This window comes from Cellulosimicrobium sp. AB352 (genome assembly GCF_049538415.1).
GTDB lineage: Bacteria > Actinomycetota > Actinomycetes > Actinomycetales > Cellulomonadaceae > Cellulosimicrobium > Cellulosimicrobium funkei.
Genome location: NZ_JBMVFX010000032.1, coordinates 26,931 through 42,651 on the forward strand (window position 1 = coordinate 26,931; position 15,721 = coordinate 42,651).

The 15,721-nt window shown below is 75.1% G+C and carries 16 protein-coding genes, 1 tRNA gene and 1 riboswitch; of the genes, 12 read left to right on the plus strand and 5 right to left on the minus strand.

Translation table 11 applies throughout. From position 1 onward, the window contains the following. Nucleotides 1-120 precede the first annotated feature (120 nt). From ACPCUX_RS17800 to ACPCUX_RS17840, 9 genes are all read left to right on the plus strand, one after another. On the plus strand, nt 121-900 hold the full coding sequence (locus ACPCUX_RS17800; RefSeq protein WP_232322729.1) for a MazG family protein: 780 nt from the start codon (nt 121-123) through the stop codon (nt 898-900). Nucleotides 901-1,107: 207 nt separating this feature from the next. After that, on the plus strand, nt 1,108-2,394 hold the full coding sequence (gene eno / locus ACPCUX_RS17805; protein WP_061268679.1) for a phosphopyruvate hydratase: 1,287 nt from the start codon (nt 1,108-1,110) through the stop codon (nt 2,392-2,394). Nucleotides 2,395-2,586: 192 nt separating this feature from the next. Further along, entirely contained in the window at nt 2,587-3,402 is an 816-nt protein-coding gene (locus tag ACPCUX_RS17810; RefSeq protein ID WP_423389305.1) for an FtsB family cell division protein, read from the plus strand. 41 nt (nt 3,403-3,443) lie between these two features. Continuing rightward, nucleotides 3,444-3,971 (plus strand): DUF501 domain-containing protein, encoded by a 528-nt coding sequence (locus ACPCUX_RS17815; protein WP_232322731.1) that lies wholly within the window; start codon nt 3,444-3,446, stop codon nt 3,969-3,971. Between the two features lie 21 nt (nt 3,972-3,992). Next, nucleotides 3,993-5,027: a Ppx/GppA phosphatase family protein gene (locus ACPCUX_RS17820; RefSeq protein WP_081600108.1), complete on the plus strand. Its 1,035-nt coding sequence runs from the start codon at nt 3,993-3,995 to the stop codon at nt 5,025-5,027. Between the two features lie 210 nt (nt 5,028-5,237). After that, entirely contained in the window at nt 5,238-5,570 is a 333-nt protein-coding gene (locus ACPCUX_RS17825; RefSeq protein WP_034651541.1) for a PadR family transcriptional regulator, read from the plus strand. Beyond that, entirely contained in the window at nt 5,570-6,967 is a 1,398-nt protein-coding gene (locus tag ACPCUX_RS17830) for a hypothetical protein (protein ID WP_423389306.1), read from the plus strand. Before ACPCUX_RS17825 ends, ACPCUX_RS17830 begins: the two co-directional genes overlap by 1 nt. Nucleotides 6,968-7,158: 191 nt before the next feature. Then, nucleotides 7,159-8,649, plus strand: a complete 1,491-nt coding sequence (locus ACPCUX_RS17835) for an NAD(P)/FAD-dependent oxidoreductase (RefSeq protein ID WP_423389307.1) — start codon at nt 7,159-7,161, stop codon at nt 8,647-8,649. 152 nt (nt 8,650-8,801) lie between these two features. After that, a tRNA-Leu gene (locus ACPCUX_RS17840) sits at nt 8,802-8,878 on the plus strand. A 42-nt stretch (nt 8,879-8,920) separates the two neighbouring features. Here the strand turns inward: ACPCUX_RS17840 and ACPCUX_RS17845 are convergent. Continuing rightward, entirely contained in the window at nt 8,921-9,316 is a 396-nt protein-coding gene (locus ACPCUX_RS17845) for a VOC family protein (RefSeq protein WP_391516120.1), read from the minus strand. Between the two features lie 84 nt (nt 9,317-9,400). Beyond that, nucleotides 9,401-10,327, minus strand: coding sequence for a VOC family protein (locus ACPCUX_RS17850; protein WP_423389308.1), 927 nt, complete (start codon nt 10,325-10,327; stop codon nt 9,401-9,403). Nucleotides 10,328-10,413: 86 nt separating this feature from the next. After that, nucleotides 10,414-10,542, plus strand: a riboswitch (TPP riboswitch). On the opposite strand from ACPCUX_RS17850, the gene ACPCUX_RS17855 reads away from it, so the two are divergent. The 3 genes from ACPCUX_RS17855 to ACPCUX_RS17865 all read left to right on the plus strand — a co-directional run bounded on the left by ACPCUX_RS17855 (nt 10,533) and on the right by ACPCUX_RS17865 (nt 12,968). Next, nucleotides 10,533-11,285, plus strand: a complete 753-nt coding sequence (locus ACPCUX_RS17855; protein ID WP_021483086.1) for a TenA family protein — start codon at nt 10,533-10,535, stop codon at nt 11,283-11,285. Its footprint overlaps the riboswitch before it by 10 nt. A 113-nt stretch (nt 11,286-11,398) precedes the next feature. After that, complete coding sequence (locus ACPCUX_RS17860; RefSeq protein ID WP_415296762.1) at nt 11,399-11,881, plus strand: helix-turn-helix domain-containing protein; 483 nt, start codon at nt 11,399-11,401, stop codon at nt 11,879-11,881. Nucleotides 11,882-11,948: 67 nt separating this feature from the next. Beyond that, entirely contained in the window at nt 11,949-12,968 is a 1,020-nt protein-coding gene (locus tag ACPCUX_RS17865; protein ID WP_423389309.1) for a DUF6882 domain-containing protein, read from the plus strand. A gap of 30 nt (nt 12,969-12,998) precedes the next feature. Here the strand turns inward: ACPCUX_RS17865 and ACPCUX_RS17870 are convergent, their stop codons facing one another. The 3 genes from ACPCUX_RS17870 to ACPCUX_RS17880 all read right to left on the minus strand — a co-directional run. Further along, a complete protein-coding gene (locus ACPCUX_RS17870; protein WP_074807909.1) occupies nt 12,999-13,604 on the minus strand; it encodes an ATP-dependent Clp protease proteolytic subunit in 606 nt (201 codons plus the stop codon). Then, nucleotides 13,604-14,269: a ClpP family protease gene (locus ACPCUX_RS17875; protein ID WP_043659111.1), complete on the minus strand. Its 666-nt coding sequence runs from the start codon at nt 14,267-14,269 to the stop codon at nt 13,604-13,606. The genes ACPCUX_RS17870 and ACPCUX_RS17875 overlap by 1 nt, the downstream gene beginning before the upstream one ends. A gap of 86 nt (nt 14,270-14,355) precedes the next feature. Continuing rightward, nucleotides 14,356-15,721: fibronectin type III domain-containing protein (locus ACPCUX_RS17880; RefSeq protein ID WP_423389310.1), on the minus strand; the 1,366-nt coding region annotated here is incomplete at its 5' end.

Here is a 15,721-nt window from a genome sequence, read left to right on the forward strand (position 1 = left end):
CCGCCATCCCCACCACGCGGTCGTGGCCCGGCCCGGGTCACGGCCGCGTGCTCGACCGGCAGCGACGGCACGCTCGACCGGCGTCGACCGCGCGCCGCCCGGCGAACCTACGATGAGGCGGTGACCGCCCCCGAGCCCTCGGCCGCCCCGGACCCGCACGAGCCCACGCACGACCGCGCGCCCGGCACCGCGACCGACCCGCTGCGCGACGTCGTCGCCGTCATGGACCGCCTCTACTCCCCGGGCGGGTGCCCGTGGGACCGCGAGCAGACGCACGTCTCGCTCGTGCGGTACCTCCTCGAGGAGGCGCACGAGCTCGCGGACGCCATTGAGACCGGCGACCGCGCCGGGATGCGCGAGGAGCTCGGCGACCTGCTCCTGCAGGTGCTGTTCCACGCGCGCATCGCGAGCGAGGAGCCGGACCCGTTCACCGTCGACGACGTCGCCGCCGACCTCGCGGCGAAGCTCGTGCGGCGCCACCCGCACGTGTTCGCGGACGCCGACGCGACCGACCTGCACGGGCAGTGGGACGCGATCAAGAAGGCCGAGAAGCAGCGCTCGTCGGTGCTCGAGGGCATCTCGCACACGCAGGGGGCGCTCGCCCGCGCGCAGAAGGTCCTGTCCCGGGCCGGGCGCGGCGGCCTCGGCGACGTCGTCGGCGCGGCGCTCGCGGCGCCGTCGGGCACCGGGCCGGGTGCGGTCGGCGAGGACGGCGCCGGCCCGACGCCGGACGAGCGGCTCGGGCACGAGCTGCTCGCGCTCGTGGCCCGCGCGGAGGCCGACGGGCTCGACGCGGAGGCCGCGCTGCGGGGCGAGCTGCGGCGCGTCGAGGCGCGGATCGTCGCGGCCGAGACGTCGGCAGGGACGCCTGCGGAGCCCGGCCCGGCGGCGCAGGGCTGAGGCGGGACGTTCGTCCCGATCGTCGACGCGCAGGTCCCCGACCCGAGGCCCACGGACCGGACGCAGCGGCGCAGGTCACAACCGGGCACTAGGCTGTGGTCGTAAACCCACCATCGTCGCGGGCGCGCACGCGGCGTCCCGGGTTTCCCTGCCCGGGTCCGCCACCACCGTTCGAAGCGCCCGCAGCCCTGCCCCGAAGGAGCACCTGTGGCCAGCATCGAAGCCGTTGGAGCGCGCGAGATCCTCGACTCCCGCGGAAACCCGACCGTCGAGGTCGAGGTCGTCCTGGACGACGGGACGTTCGCCCGCGCCGGAGTGCCCTCGGGCGCGTCGACCGGTGCGTTCGAGGCCGTCGAGCGTCGTGACGGCGACAAGTCCCGCTACCTGGGCAAGGGTGTCGAGGGCGCGGTGAACTCCGTGATCGACGACATCGCCCCGGAGCTCATCGGCTTCGAGGCCGAGGACCAGCGCCTCATCGACGCCGCCCTCATCGACCTCGACGGCACCCCGAACAAGGGCAAGCTCGGCGCGAACGCCATCCTCGGCGTCTCGCTCGCCGTCGCGAAGGCCGCCGCGAAGAGCGCGGGCCTCGACCTGTACCGCTACGTCGGCGGCCCGAACGCGCACGTCCTGCCCGTGCCGATGATGAACATCCTCAACGGCGGGTCGCACGCGGACTCGAACGTGGACATCCAGGAGTTCATGGTCGCCCCGATCGGCGCGTCCTCGTTCCGCGAGGCGCTGCGCACCGGCGCCGAGGTCTACCACGCGCTGAAGTCCGTGCTCAAGGAGAAGGGCCTGGCCACCGGCCTGGGCGACGAGGGCGGCTTCGCGCCGAACCTCGCGAGCAACCGCGAGGCGCTCGACCTCATCCTCGTCGCGATCGAGAAGGCCGGCTTCGCGCCGGGCACCGACGTGACGCTCGCGCTCGACGTCGCGTCGACCGAGTTCTTCAAGGACGGCGCGTACCAGTTCGAGGGCGGCGCGAAGACGCCGGCCGAGATGATCGCCTACTACGAGCAGCTCGTGCGCGACTACCCGCTGGTCTCCATCGAGGACCCGCTGTCCGAGGACGAGTGGGACAGCTGGTCGCAGCTCGTCGCCGAGGTCGGCGACAAGGTGCAGATCGTCGGCGACGACCTGTTCGTCACCAACCCGGAGCGTCTCGCGAAGGGCATCGAGCTCAAGGCGGCGAACTCGCTCCTCGTGAAGCTCAACCAGATCGGCACGCTCACCGAGACGCTCGACGCCGTCGAGCTCGCGCAGCGCAACGGCTTCACCGCGATGGTGTCGCACCGCTCGGGCGAGACCGAGGACACGACGATCGCGGACCTGTCCGTCGCGACGAACGCCGGCCAGATCAAGACGGGCGCCCCCGCCCGCGGGGAGCGCATCAACAAGTACAACCAGCTCCTGCGCATCGAGGAGGCGCTGGACGACGCCGCCCGCTACGCCGGCCGTGGCGCGTTCCCGCGCTGGACGGTGCAGGGCTGACCTGCGGCTGACCGTCGGTCGCGCACGACCCCGCCGGGGCGACCCGGCACCCGGAGCCCGGAGGGCCGCTCGTCGGCCCGCCGGGCTCCGGCGCGTCCGGGCGGGTGAAGAAGTCGTGTCGATCGCCTCACGTTCGCGGGCGCACCGCGCGTGCTCCCCGCGCGCCGCGTCTCGCGGCAGCACAATCGGGGCATGCCGTCCTCGCGTCGTCCCCCGCGCCCCGGTGCCCCCGCGCGGCCGGGCTCCGGGCCCGCGCGCGGCACGTCCGGGACGAAGCCCACGAAGCGCTCCGCGTCCTCGGGGACCGCGAGCCCGCGCCCGGCGTCCACGGGCGCCCCGCGGACGGGCTCCTCGGCGAAGTCCCCGGGCGGCGGCTCGACCGCCCGGACCCCGTCGTCGTCCGGCGCGCGCCGCCCCGCCGCCCGACCGAGCAGCGCGACGTCGACACGACGTGCGGCCGGCCCGGCGCCCGAGGACCGGCGTCGGAGCCGCTACGGCTTCCTCCTGCCCGAGGTGGTGACCGTCCGGACCCTGGTCCTGTCCGTCGTCGTGCTCCTCGCCGCGGTGCTCCTGCTGCCGACGCTGCGCGCGTACGTCAACCAGACGGGGGAGCTGCGCGAGCTGCGCGCCGGCCTCGAGCAGGCGCAGGCGGAGCACACCGAGCTCGAGGCCGAGCTCGCCCGCTGGGACGACCAGGCGTACGTCGAGCGCGAGGCGCGGGACCGGCTCAACTTCGTCATGCCGGGGGAGCGGCCGTGGCGCGTGCTCGACCCGGAGACGGTGGTCGACGACACCGACCCGCAGACCGGGCGGACGATCACGGACGGACCCGTCCGGGGGTACGAGGAGGGCACGCCCTGGTACGAGGCCATCTGGGAGTCGGTGCAGGTCGCGGGCGGTCCGCGCGCGTCCGCGGGCGACGACGCGGGAACGCCCGACGGGACCGCGCCCGCGGGCGAGGAACCGGCCGGCGACGAGGACGCTCCGCCGAGCGGGGAGAATGGGTGAGGCGTCGTCCCGACGCCGCCGACCGACCCGAAGGAAGTCCCGTGCCCGACGCCCGCCTGGCCATCCCTGCCGACGACCCGGACGCCGTCGTCTCCGAGCGCGACCTCGAGACGCTCGCGGAACAGCTCGGGCGCACGCCGCGCGGTGTCGTCGGCATCGCCGCGCGGTGCGTGTGCGGGCGTCCGCTCGTCGTCCGCACGGCGCCGCGGCTCGAGAACGGCACGCCGTTCCCCACGACCTTCTACCTCACGAGCCCGGGCGCGGTCGCGGCCGCGTCGACGCTCGAGGCGAACGGCGTCATGAAGGAGATGTCGGAGCGGCTCACCGAGGACGAGGAGCTCGCCGCCGCCTACCGGCGCGCGCACGAGCACTACCTCGCGCAGCGCGAGGCGCTCGGCCACGTCGAGGAGATCGACGGCATCTCGGCGGGCGGGATGCCCACGCGCGTGAAGTGCCTGCACGTCCTCGTGGGCCACGCGCTCGCGGCCGGCCCGGGCGTCAACCCGCTGGGCGACGAGGCGCTCGAGCGCGTGCGCGACGTGTGGCGCCCCGACCGCTGCACCTGCTGACCGCGTGGCACGCTTGGACGCATGACCTCTGGCTCCACCTCTCCGCTCACCCGGGACCCGGGCGCGACCACCGCGCCGGCCACCTCGCCCGCCCCCGTCCCGCCCGGCGCCTCGCGCGTGGCGGCGATCGACTGCGGCACCAACTCGATCCGCCTCCTCGTCGCCGACGTCGACCCGCAGGCCGGGACGCTCGTCGACCTGGACCGCCGCATGGAGGTCGTCCGGCTCGGCCAGGGCGTCGACCGCACGGGCCGCCTCGCCCCCGAGGCGCTCGCGCGCACGCTCGACGCCGCGCGTCGCTACGCGCAGGTGATCGCCGACCTGGGCGCGACGCGGACGCGCTTCGTCGCGACGTCGGCCACGCGGGACGCCGAGAACCGCGACGAGTTCGTCGCGGGCGTCCTCGACGCGCTCGGCGTCGAGCCCGAGGTCGTCTCGGGCGAGGAGGAGGCGGCGCTGTCGTTCCGCGGGGCGACGTCGACCGTCGCGGCCGTGCGCCCCGGCCCCTACGTCGTGGTGGACCTCGGCGGCGGCTCGACGGAGCTCGTGCTCGGCACGACGACGCCCGACGCCGCGTACTCGATGGACGTGGGGTGCGTGCGCATGACGGAGCGGCACCTGCGCTCCGACCCGCCGACCCCTGCGGAGGAGGAGGCGGCCCGTGCGGACGTGCGGGCCGCGCTCGACGACGCGGCCCGCGTGGTGCCGCTCGGGCAGGCGGCGACGCTCGTCGGGCTCGCCGGGTCCGTCACGACGGTCACGGCCCACGCGCTCGGCCTCGCCCGGTACGACCGCGACCGGATCAACGGGTCCGTGCTGCCGGTCGACACCGTGCTCGCGGCCTGCGACGACCTGCTGCACCGCACGCGCGCCGAGCGCACCGCCCTGGGGTTCATGCACCCCGGGCGGGTCGACGTCATCGGCGCGGGCGCGCTCGTGTGGTCGGAGGTCGTGCGCCGCGTGCGCGACGACGTCGCCGCCGCGGGCGGGTCGCTCACCGAGGTCGTGACGAGTGAGCACGACATCCTCGACGGCATCGCCTGGTCGCTCGCCTGACCCGGGGCCGCCCCGACGGCCCTTCCTGCCCGACCGCCGAGCCCGGCGTCGCGGCACCGGACACGCCGGTGCCCGCGGCCCGGGCTCCGGCGTGTCCGCGCGAGGGGCGTGTCGTGTGCACGGTACTGCGCATCGCGCGGTAGTGTGCATCCCGTGATCCCGGTGGCCGAGCACCGGGACGGACCGGGGCCACGCCCGACGGAGGGACGGATGGACACCACGCAGCTGCTCAAGGGGGTGCTCGACGCGGCGGTGCTCGCCGCGGTCGAGGCCGAGGACGGGTACGGGTACGACGTCGTGCGGCGCCTGCGCGCGGCGGGGCTCGAGGACGTGGGGGACGCGTCCGTGTACGGGACGCTGCGGCGCCTGTACGCGGGCGGGGCGCTGACCACCTACGTCGTGCCGTCCGACGCCGGGCCGCACCGCAAGTACTACGGGATCAACCCGCAGGGCCGGGCCATGCTCGACCTGCACCGCAAGGAGTGGCAGACGTTCGCGGGCACCGTGTCCGCGCTGCTGCGGACCGGAGAGGTGGCCGCCTGATGAGCACGACGACCCCCGCGCAGCCGCCCGCCGGCGCGCCCGTCGGACGGGCCTTCTACGGGCACGTCCACGCCTACGCCCAGCAGGTGCGCGCGCACCTCGCCGACCTGCGCCCCGACCAGGTCGAGGAGCTCGCCGACGGGCTCGAGGCCGACCTCGCCGAGGCGGTCGTCGACGCGCCCGGCGCGCTCCCGCGCCGAGCCCCCGCTTCGGCGTCGTCCGACGGCGCTCCGGCCGGCACGGACGGCACGGATGGCGCGGGGGCGCTCGACGACACCGGCCTCGACCTCGTCGCGTTCTTCGGTCCGCCCGCCGAGTACGCCGCCGAGCTGCGCACCGCGGCCGGCCTGCCTCCCGTCGCCCCGGGCGCCGCGCGGGGCCCGCGCCCCGGGCTGCGCCGTCGGCTGGCCGGGCTCGGCGAGATGCTCGCGGCGGACTGGCGCGCGGGGTGGCAGCCCGTCACCTCGTCGCCGCAGTGGGCCTCGACGGCCGAGTTCCTGCGCGCCCTCACGCCCGCGTGGTGGGTCCTGCGCGGCTGGGTCGTGGCGACGCTCCTGCTCGCCCTGGTCGCGGGATACCAGGTGGCCGTGCTCCCGCCGGACCTGTCCGCGCGCGTCGTCGTGCTGATCGCGGTCGTCGTGAGCGTGCAGTGGGGCCGGGGCCGGTGGCTGCCCACCCGCGGGCTGCGGAAGGTCGGCCGTCCGCTGTCGGTCGCCGCGGCCGTCGCGGCCGTGCCCGCCGTCCTCGTCGCCGCCTCGGCGAGCGCGTCGAGCCCGTACGCGTGGGACCGCGGCTACGAGCAGGGCCGCAGCGACGCGAGCAGCGGCCTCGTGAGCAGCGTGTCGTTCGGGAGCGGGGACTCCCCGGGCACGGCGGGCGTGTGGGTCGACGGCGCGCAGGTGTCCAACCTCTTCGTCTACGACGCGGCGGGCGAGCCGCTCCGCGACGTCCAGGTCTTCGACGACCGCGGCCGCCAGGTCCGCACGATCACCGAGGAGGGTGCCTCCGGGGCGTGGGCGGTGCCCGACGTCGAGGGCACGTGGTACTTCCAGCCCGCCCTGGCGACGGACGGGCGCGAGCGATGGAACGTCTACCCGCTGCGCGCGGTCGCCGAGGAGGACGTCGAGTACCCCGAGGGCGACGGCCGCCCCGTCCCGGCGACGGGGACGCGCACGCGCGACATGCCGTGGCCGTTCCTCCAGGCACCGACCGCGGTGCCGTCGAGCGTGGGGACGGGGGAGACGTCGTCGGGCACGGGCGGGGCCAGCGACGCGCCGGCCGACGAGCCGGCCGAGGGTGACCCGGCGCCGTCGCAGGAGGCCCCCGCGACCCCGCCCGCGGGCGGGGTGCCGCCCGCACCGACCGGCCCGACGCCCGTCGTCGGCGCGATCGGCTGACCGGCAGGCGCGGGGTGGTGCGCCGACGGCGGACGTCGGCGCACCACCCCGGTCCCGGGCCCTGCGGAATGTCGCCTCTGCCCGCGTGTGCCCGCCTCTGCCCCCGTCCGGCCGCGCGGCGTGGGGCGCGTCACGCCCGTCAGGCGGACGCTCCGGCTCGCCTGTGCCGCAACCGGTAATACTCTGGAACCATGCCTCAGAATGACCTGACCTCGGTCAGCCGTGCCCAGACCGCTTCGCCGCGGCCCCGCAAGGTGCCCCGCGTCGTCGTCCTCGGCGGCGGCTCCGTGGGTCTGTACGCCGCCCGCCGGCTGCGCAAGAAGCTCGGTCGCCGCGAGGCGGCGATCGTCGTCGTCGACCCGCGCCCGTACATGACGTACGCGCCGTTCCTCCCCGAGGCGGCCGCGGGCTCGATCGACGGCCGCGACGTCGTCGCGCCGCACCGCCGTGCGCTCAAGGGCGTCGACGTGCTCCAGGGCAAGGTCGTCGCGATCGACCACACCGACCGCCGTGTGACGATCCACCCGGAGGAGGGCGACGACTACTCGGTCACGTACGACCACCTGATCGTCGGCCTCGGCTCGGTGTCGCGCACGCTGCCCATCCCGGGCCTGGCGGAGAACGCGATCGGCTTCAAGAACGTGGAGGAGGCCATCGCGGTCCGCAACCACGTGCTCAACCGCATGGACGTCGCGTCGTCCACGTGGGACGAGAAGCTGCGTCGCCGCATGCTCACGTTCACGTTCGTCGGCGGCGGGTTCGCGGGCATCGAGGCGCTCGCCGAGATCGAGGACATGGCCCGCTACGCGACGCGCAACTACGCGACGATCGAGGAGAAGGACCTCCGCTTCGTCATGATCGAGGGCGCGGGCCGCATCCTGCCCGAGCTCAGCGAGCCCATGGCGCAGTACGCGCTCGACGAGCTGAAGAAGCGGGGCATCGAGTTCCACCTCAGCACGTTCCTGTCGTCGTGCGTGGACGGCCACGTCGTCACGTCGACCGGGGTCGAGTTCGACTCCGACACGATCGTCTGGACCGCGGGCGTCAAGGCGAACCCGGTCCTCAAGGAGTCGTCCGACCTCCCGGTCGACAAGCTGGGCCGCATCACCGTGCTGCCGACGCTCCAGGTCGCGGACGCCGACGGCAACGTCGTGCCGAACGCGTGGGCCGCGGGCGACTGCGCCGCCGTCCCGGACGTGCTGAACCCGGGCAAGTTCTGCCCGCCGAACGCGCAGCACGCCATCCGCGAGGCCACGCGCCTCGCCGACAACCTCGCGCTCGAGCTGCACGGCGAGCCGCCGGTCGAGTACCGCCACAAGAGCGTCGGTACGGTCGCGTCGCTGGGCCTGTACAAGGGCGTCGCGGAGCTGTTCGGCGTGTTCAAGCTCCGCGGGACGCTCGCGTGGCTCATGCACCGCAGCTACCACGTCATGGCGATGCCGACGGGGAACCGCAAGATCCGCATCTTCATCGGCTGGATCGGCCAGTTCCTCATGGGCCGCGAGCTCGTGTCGCTCGGCTCGCTGCACGACCCGCGCGCGGAGTTCCGCGCCGCGTCCGTCCCGCCCAAGAAGGACGGCGACCCGGTCAAGCAGACCGCGCAGGGCTCGGCGGCCGCGGCGGAGTCCGGTGCGGGCACCGTCGACGCCGACGACCGGACGCCGGCGGCGAAGGCCTCCTGAGGTCGCGGCCGGGCCCCGGCCCGGCCGTCGTGCCCGACGCCGAGGGGCGAGCCGCGCGTGCGGCTCGCCCCTCGTCGCGTCCGGGTCCCGAGCGGGCGCCCGTCGTGCCGACGGGCCCGGGGAGCCCCGCGCGCGCGGTAGATTCGGCCCGCGCCCCCATGGCCCAACTGGCAGAGGCGGCCGGCTTAAACCCGGCGTGTTCCGGGTTCGAGTCCCGGTGGGGGCACCATGCCGACGGGCGGTCGGCTCCGAGGCGCCAGGGCTCCCCGGGCTAGGACAGCCCCGTCGGGCCCTCCGGCTCGGCCGGGGGAGCGGCCTCCTGGCCGAGGATCACGACGGTGCCGTCCGGGTCCTGCACGCGCGCGACGCGCTCGCCCCACGGCTGGTCCGCGGGCGGCTCCAGGACGGGCACGCCCGCGGCCGCGAGGTGCTCGACGGCGCGGTCGCAGTCGTCGACGTACACCCACAGCACGACGCGGGTGTCCGCCGGAGGCGGGTCGCCCTGCCCGAGCCCGAGCGGTGACCCGCCCACGCGCAGGCTCACGTAGACGGGCGGGCCGTCGTCGGGGAACGCGTACTCGACCGTCCCGCGCAGCAGGTCGCGGTAGAAGCCGAGGGACCGGTCGAGGTCGGCCACGGTGAGGACGGGGAAGAGGCTGCGGAACACGGTCGCTCCTCGGTGCGCTCGGCGGGTCCTCCCATCGTGCGCCTCGTGCTCCGGGCGCGCGCTCCGTGCCCGGGCCGCCGTGCCTCAGCGCGCGAGCAGCTCCTCGGTCGTGGTGCCCGGGACGGACAGCGTCACGCGCGTGCCCCACGGGTCGTGCACGACGACGGAGCGGCCGTCGTCCGCGTGCTCCAGCCCGCGGGCGCGGAGGCGCGCGACGAGCGCGTCGAGGTCCTCGCGGCCCGGCACCGTGACGGCGACGTCGCCGAGACCGAGGCTCGCGGCGCGGGGCCCGGCGCCCGCGCTGTTCCACACGTTCATCGCGACGTGGTGGTGGTACCCGCCCGCGGACGCGAAGAGCGCCCCGCTGTACCCGGTGAGCGTCGCCTCGAAGCCGACGGCGTCGACGTAGAAGGCGTGGGCGGTCGCGACGTCGCCCACCTGCAGGTGCACGTGACCGACGCGGCCCGCGAGCGAGGGGCCGGCGTCGAACGTCTCCTGGTCGAGGTGCGTGCGCAGGTAGGCGTTCGGGTCGAGGAACGTCGTCGTCATGAGGATCTGACCGTGCTCGCGCACCCACGTCTCGCGGGGGCGGTCGGTGTAGAGCTCGACGCCGTTGCCCTCGGGGTCGGTGAAGTAGAACGCCTCGCTGACGAGGTGGTCGCTCGACCCGACGAAGGTGCCGCGGCGGTCCTGCGCGGCGCGGTAGACGGTCGCGGCGAGGCTCGGGCCGTCGTCGAACAGGAAGGCCGTGTGGAACAGGCCGGCCTGGCGCGGGTCGACGGGCGGCAGCCCGGGCGTGTGCACGAGGCGCAGCATGGGTGTGCGGCCGCGGCCCAGCACACGATGCACCTCCGCGCCGCGCGACCGCTCCTCGAGCGGGGCGAGGGCGAACGCGCCCGTGTAGTACGAGGTCATGAGCTCGAGGTCGCCCACGCGCAGCGTGACGGCGTCCATGCTCGTGGACGGGGACAGGAGGCGGTCGGTCGGCGTGCCCGGCGTGCTCGTGGTCATGTCTGCTCCAACTTGTTGTCGCTACAACTATATTCCCACACCGTGGCGAGGGCTCCCGCACCGGCGCCGTCCTTGCTAGGGTCGGCGCGAACCACGCGGGGCGTCCTGCCCGGGCCACGGCCCGGGCCGAGGGACTGAGACGAGCGGTACGGCCGCCCGGACCCGTCGAACCTGATCTCGCTAGCACGAGCGGAGGAACGTGGGCATGACGACGCCTGCTGCCATCACCCTGAACCCTGTCCTCGCGGACGACCCGACCGCGCTCGTCCGGCAGGAGGAGACCGGCTTCACCGCCGACCTCGCCCGCCGGTACGCGGACCTCTTCGAGACGTTCTACGACCACCCCTTCCTGGCCGGGCTGCGCGACGGCTCCGTCGAGCCCGCCGCGGTCCGCCACTACGTGGGCCAGGACCACCAGTACCTCACGGCCTACCTGCGCTGTTACGGCCTCGGCATGGCCCTCGCGCCCGACCGGTCCTGGGCGGCCTACTTCCACGACAAGGCCGGCTTCCTCCTCGACGACGAGTCGCACGCGCACCACGCGATGTGCGACTTCCTCGGCGTGACGTACGAGGAGGCGCAGACGCACCGCCTCGCGCCGAGCGCGCAGGCCTACGTCGACCACATGACGGCGGCCGGCCGCGACTCGCTCGGCGTGCTGCTCGCCGCGCTGCTGCCGTGCCCGTGGACCTACATCTGGTCCGCGCGGCGCTTCTGGCTCGGCGAGCGCGAGACGACGCCCGGCGCCCTCGGCGACGACCACCCGCTCGCGGGCTGGTGGCAGTTCTACGCGGCCGAGCGCACCGAGGACGTCCTCACGGACCTGCGCGCACGCCTCGACGCGCTCGCTGCGGACGCGGGCGAGGCGGAGCGCGCGCGCATGGAGCGCGCGTTCGAGCTGAGCTGCCGCCACGAGATCCGCTTCTGGCAGATGGCCTGGTCGCTCGAGCGCTGGTGACCCGTCCGGCCGGGCGCGCGGCCGGCGTCGCGTCGTGCGCCCGGCCTTACGCCAGCAGCAGATACCCACCCGGGCGCCTCGGCACCCGGGTGGGCCGCGGGTAGCGTGAACGCATGGACGCGACGAGCGCGGTGCCGGGCACGCTGCCGGACGTGGTGCCGGACGGGGTGACGCCGAGCCCCCGCTCCCGGGCGGGCGGACGGGCGGAGCCCCTCCTGCGCCACGTCATCGGGGGGATCCTGCGGCGGGCGCGGCTCGCTCAAGGGCGCACGCTCGTCGACGTCGCGGCCGCCGCGCGCGTCTCCACCGCCTACCTGTCCGAGGTGGAGCGCGGGCGCAAGGAGGCGTCGTCCGAGGTCCTCGCCGCCGTGTGCGGCGCCCTCGGCCTGCGGCTCGTCGACCTCGTCGCCCGCACGGGCGAGGAGCTCCGGCCGCTCGCGCCCGTCCGCGTGCTGTCCTCCGCGCGAGAGCGCGGTGCCCTCTCCGCGCCACGGCAGGTCGCCCCGGTGGGCGAGCCCGTGCGGGACCTCCCCGTCGCCGAGACGCTCCGACGTCCGACGGCGCGCGCCGGCGACGTCCTGCTCCTCGCGGCCTGAGCGGCGGTCCCGTCGCACCGCGTGTCGTGCGGGGGCCGGGCGCCGTGCGCGCCGCTACCGTCGGTCCATGACGGAGCCGCAGACCGCGCACGGCACGGCAGCCCAGGACGTCCCGGCCCTCCAGGACCTCGTCGACGACGCCGCGTTCCTCTCCCACGAGCACCAGCTCCACCTGACGGACCTCCACGGCGACGACGCCTGGGCCGCCGACCTGACCACCGGGGTCTTCACCTTCACCGCGCCCGACGGCGGGACCGCGACGTGCCACCTCCAGTTCCTCGGCACGGCCGCGCCCGGGCCGGGCACGTGGATGTGGGCGTGGCAGAACGTCAACGGCTTCCCCGATGCCGTGCTCACCGCCGCCGAGAGCACGCGCGGGACCGGGCTGCGCGAGGCCGCCGAGCCGGAGCTCCCGCTCGCCGACGACCTCGCCCACCGGCTCGCGCTCGCGGCCAAGGCCGTGACGGGCTCGTTCCCCCACTACAGCGCCCCCGTCGGCGGCGGCACGCGGGCGTGGTTCCTCCTGGACGACGCCGACCTCGCCCTGCCCGCCCCGAGCGTGCCGCGCGTCGTGCGCACGCTGAGCGAAGGGCTGCTGTCCGTCACGGTCGTCGACCACCGGCGCGCCGTCGCGTCCTACGCGAGCGCACGTGGCCTGCCGGCCGTCGAGGACGGGACCGGCGCCGTCGTGCTGGACGTGCCCGACGGCACCGTGACCGTGCGGTTCGACGAGCGCGGACGGATCGCGGGCATCTCCGCGTCGTCCCGACGGATCGCCGCGCCCGAGGCCGCCGCGCCCCTGGGCGCCGAGCCCCTGGCCACCGAGCCGGAGGCCGCAGCGGCGGAGCCCGAGGCCGCGGCGGCGGAGCCCGCGGCGGCGGAGCCCGCGGTGCCGGAGCCCGCCGCGGCAGACCCTGCGGCCTCCACGCCGACGGCGCCCGCGCTCACCGTCCCGGAGCCGCCGGCGGGCGAGCCGGCCGTGCCGGAGCCTGCGCCCGCGGAGCACGAGCCCGCCGCGCCCGAGCCGACGCCCGCCGAGGCGGCACCCGAGCCGCGCCGCCGGTCGTGGTTCCGACGACGCGGCTGACGACGCCCGGGTCACCCCCGCGGTCGGGCGTCACGCCGCCGCGGCGAGCTTGCGCGAGGTGACGACGGCGTCCGCGACGCCGTACTCCACGGCCCGGCGCGCGGTGAGCACCAGGTCGCGGTCGGTGTCGGCGCGCAGGCGCTCGACGGTCTGGCCCGTGTGCCGCGCCAGCACCTCCTCCGTCTCGGACCGGATCCGGAGGATCTCCTCTGCCTGGATCGACAGGTCCGAGATCGTGCCCTCCCCGCCGCCCGACGGCTGGTGCAGCAGGACGCGCGAGTGCTCCAGCACGAACCGCTTGCCCGGCGTCCCCGCCGCGAGCAGGACCGCCGCGGCCGAGGCCGCCTGGCCCATGCAGATGGTCGAGACGTCGCAGCGGACGAACTGCATCGTGTCGTAGATCGCCATGAGCGCCGTCGCGGAACCGCCCGGGGAGTTGATGTACAGCCCGATCTCCTGGTCCGGGGCGTCCGACTCCAGGTGCAGGAGCTGCGCCATGACGACGTTCGCGACGCCGTCGTCGATCTCGGTGCCCAGGAACACGATGCGCTCGGACAGCAGGCGGGAGAAGACGTCGAACGCGCGCTCGCCCAGCGGCGTGCGCTCGACCACGGTCGGGATCGTGTAGCTCGCCATCACAGACCCACCTTCCGGGCCGCGCGGGCGGGGCGGACGTCGTCGACGCTCTCGACGATCCGGTCGACCATCCCGTACTCGAGCGCCTGCTGCGCCGTGAACCAACGGTCGCGGTCGGAGTCGTCGGCGATGGTCTCGACGGACTGCCCGGTGCTCTCCGCGAGCAGCCGGTGCATGAGCCCCTTGGTGTACACGAGGTTCTCCGCCTGGATCGCGATGTCGACGGCGGTGCCCCCGATCCCGGCCGACGGCTGGTGCATCATGATCCGCGCGTGCGGCAGCGCGAACCGCTTGCCCGGCGTCCCCGCGCACAGGAGGAACTGGCCCATGCTCGCGGCGAAGCCCATCGCGACGGTCGACACGTCGTTGGGGATGAGCCGCATCGTGTCGTAGATCGCGAGGCCGGCGCTCACCGAGCCGCCGGGGGAGTTGACGTAGAGCGCGACGTCCGCGCGCGGGTCCTCCGCCGAGAGCAGGAGGAGCTGGGCGCACAGGCGGTTCGCGACGGCGTCGTCCACGGCCGTGCCGAGGACGACGATGCGCTGGTGGAGCAGGCGCGTCGTGAGCTGGTCGTCGAACGACGAGGCCGCCGGGGCGGCGGCCTCCGCGCGCGGGGTCCGGTGGTGGTCGCCGACGGCGGGTCGGCCGGTCAGGTGCGTGGTCATGCGACCACCCTGCGCCCGGCCGGGCCCCGTGAGGAGGCCGATCTGCCGTCGGCACATTCGCCGACGGCAGATCGGCCGTCGCCGGGCTATCTGATGGGCCAGTCCCGGTGCTCGACCACGATGCCGCTCGGTGCAGGGCTGATCGTCACGTAGACCTTGGCCGTGGCCCGCGTGCCGTACGGGTTGCCCAGGATGCACCCGAGGTCGACGTAGCCGCCCGCGCTGAGGTGCTCGGTCCACGTGAAGCTGCCGATGCGGTTCCCGTCGTAGTAGCACGCGAAGGTGTAGGTGCCGGAGGGGAACGTCGCGTTCGCGTTGACGCGGAAGACCGTGCAGACGCTGGTGTTCTGGCAGTCGCCCCACGAGCCGGTGGCCTTCCCTGGCCCACGCGTCACCCAGATGGTCGGCGGGACCGGGCGAGGGTCGGTGCGGTGCGTCGCCCAGCCGCTCCACGGCCCGCACCCGGCGGCGTTGCACGCCTGCGCCCGGAGGCGGAACGTCTGGTCGTAGTCGTTCCCGACGTCGACCGTCTGCCCCGAGCCGCTGGACCCGCCCTCGATCTGCCAGTTGTAGCGCGAGACGCCGTTGCCGCCGTTCGACGAGGGCGCGGAGATCGAGAAGCGGCCCGAGGTCGCGCTCAGTCGGGACACGGACACGCCCGGTTCGCTGGGCTTGCCGTACGCGCTGATCTGCCCCGACGCCGGGCTCGACGTGGACGTGCCGCCCTTGTTCGTCGCGGTGACGGTGAACGTGTAGTTCCCGGCGGGGAGGCCCGTGAAGTCGACGGACGTACCGTCGACGTCCCTCTTCGCGCCCCCGGGCGACGCCGTGACGGTGTACTTCGTGATCGGGCTGCCGTTCGCGTCGGCGGCGCCCCACGACACGCGCGGGATGCCGCTGTCCTGCCCGCCGCCGCCCACGTTCTGCACGCTCGGCCGGGGCGGAGCCTCGGGGCGCCCGTAGGGGACCACGGCTGCGGACGCCGCGCTCTCCGCCGTCCGGCCCGCCTTGTTCTCGGCCGTCACCGTGAACGTGTACGACGACTCGTTGTCGAGGCCCGTCGCCTGGTGGCTCGTCGCGGTGAGGGAGAGCGCGGCGCCGTCGCGGGAGCCGTTCTTGTACCGCTGCAGGGTGTAGCCCTTGATCGCGTCGCCGTTCTCGAACGGCGCCTTCCACGACACGTCGATCGAGCCGCCGTTGAGCGGCGAGTCCGCGGCGCGGACCGCGCTCGGCGTCTCCGGGACGTCCGGCAGGCCCGCCGGGATCTCCTCGGCCGAGTACTCGCCCCAGTCCGAGGGGTCGGGGGCGAGGTTGTTCGCCCGGACCCGGACGCTGTACGCGGTGCCGTTCTCGAGCCCGTTCCACACGTACTGGGTGCCCGAGAGCGCCGTGACCTGGACGGCGCCGCCCTTCGGCGCCGGGGAGATCTCGAGGTCGACCGTCTCGATCGGC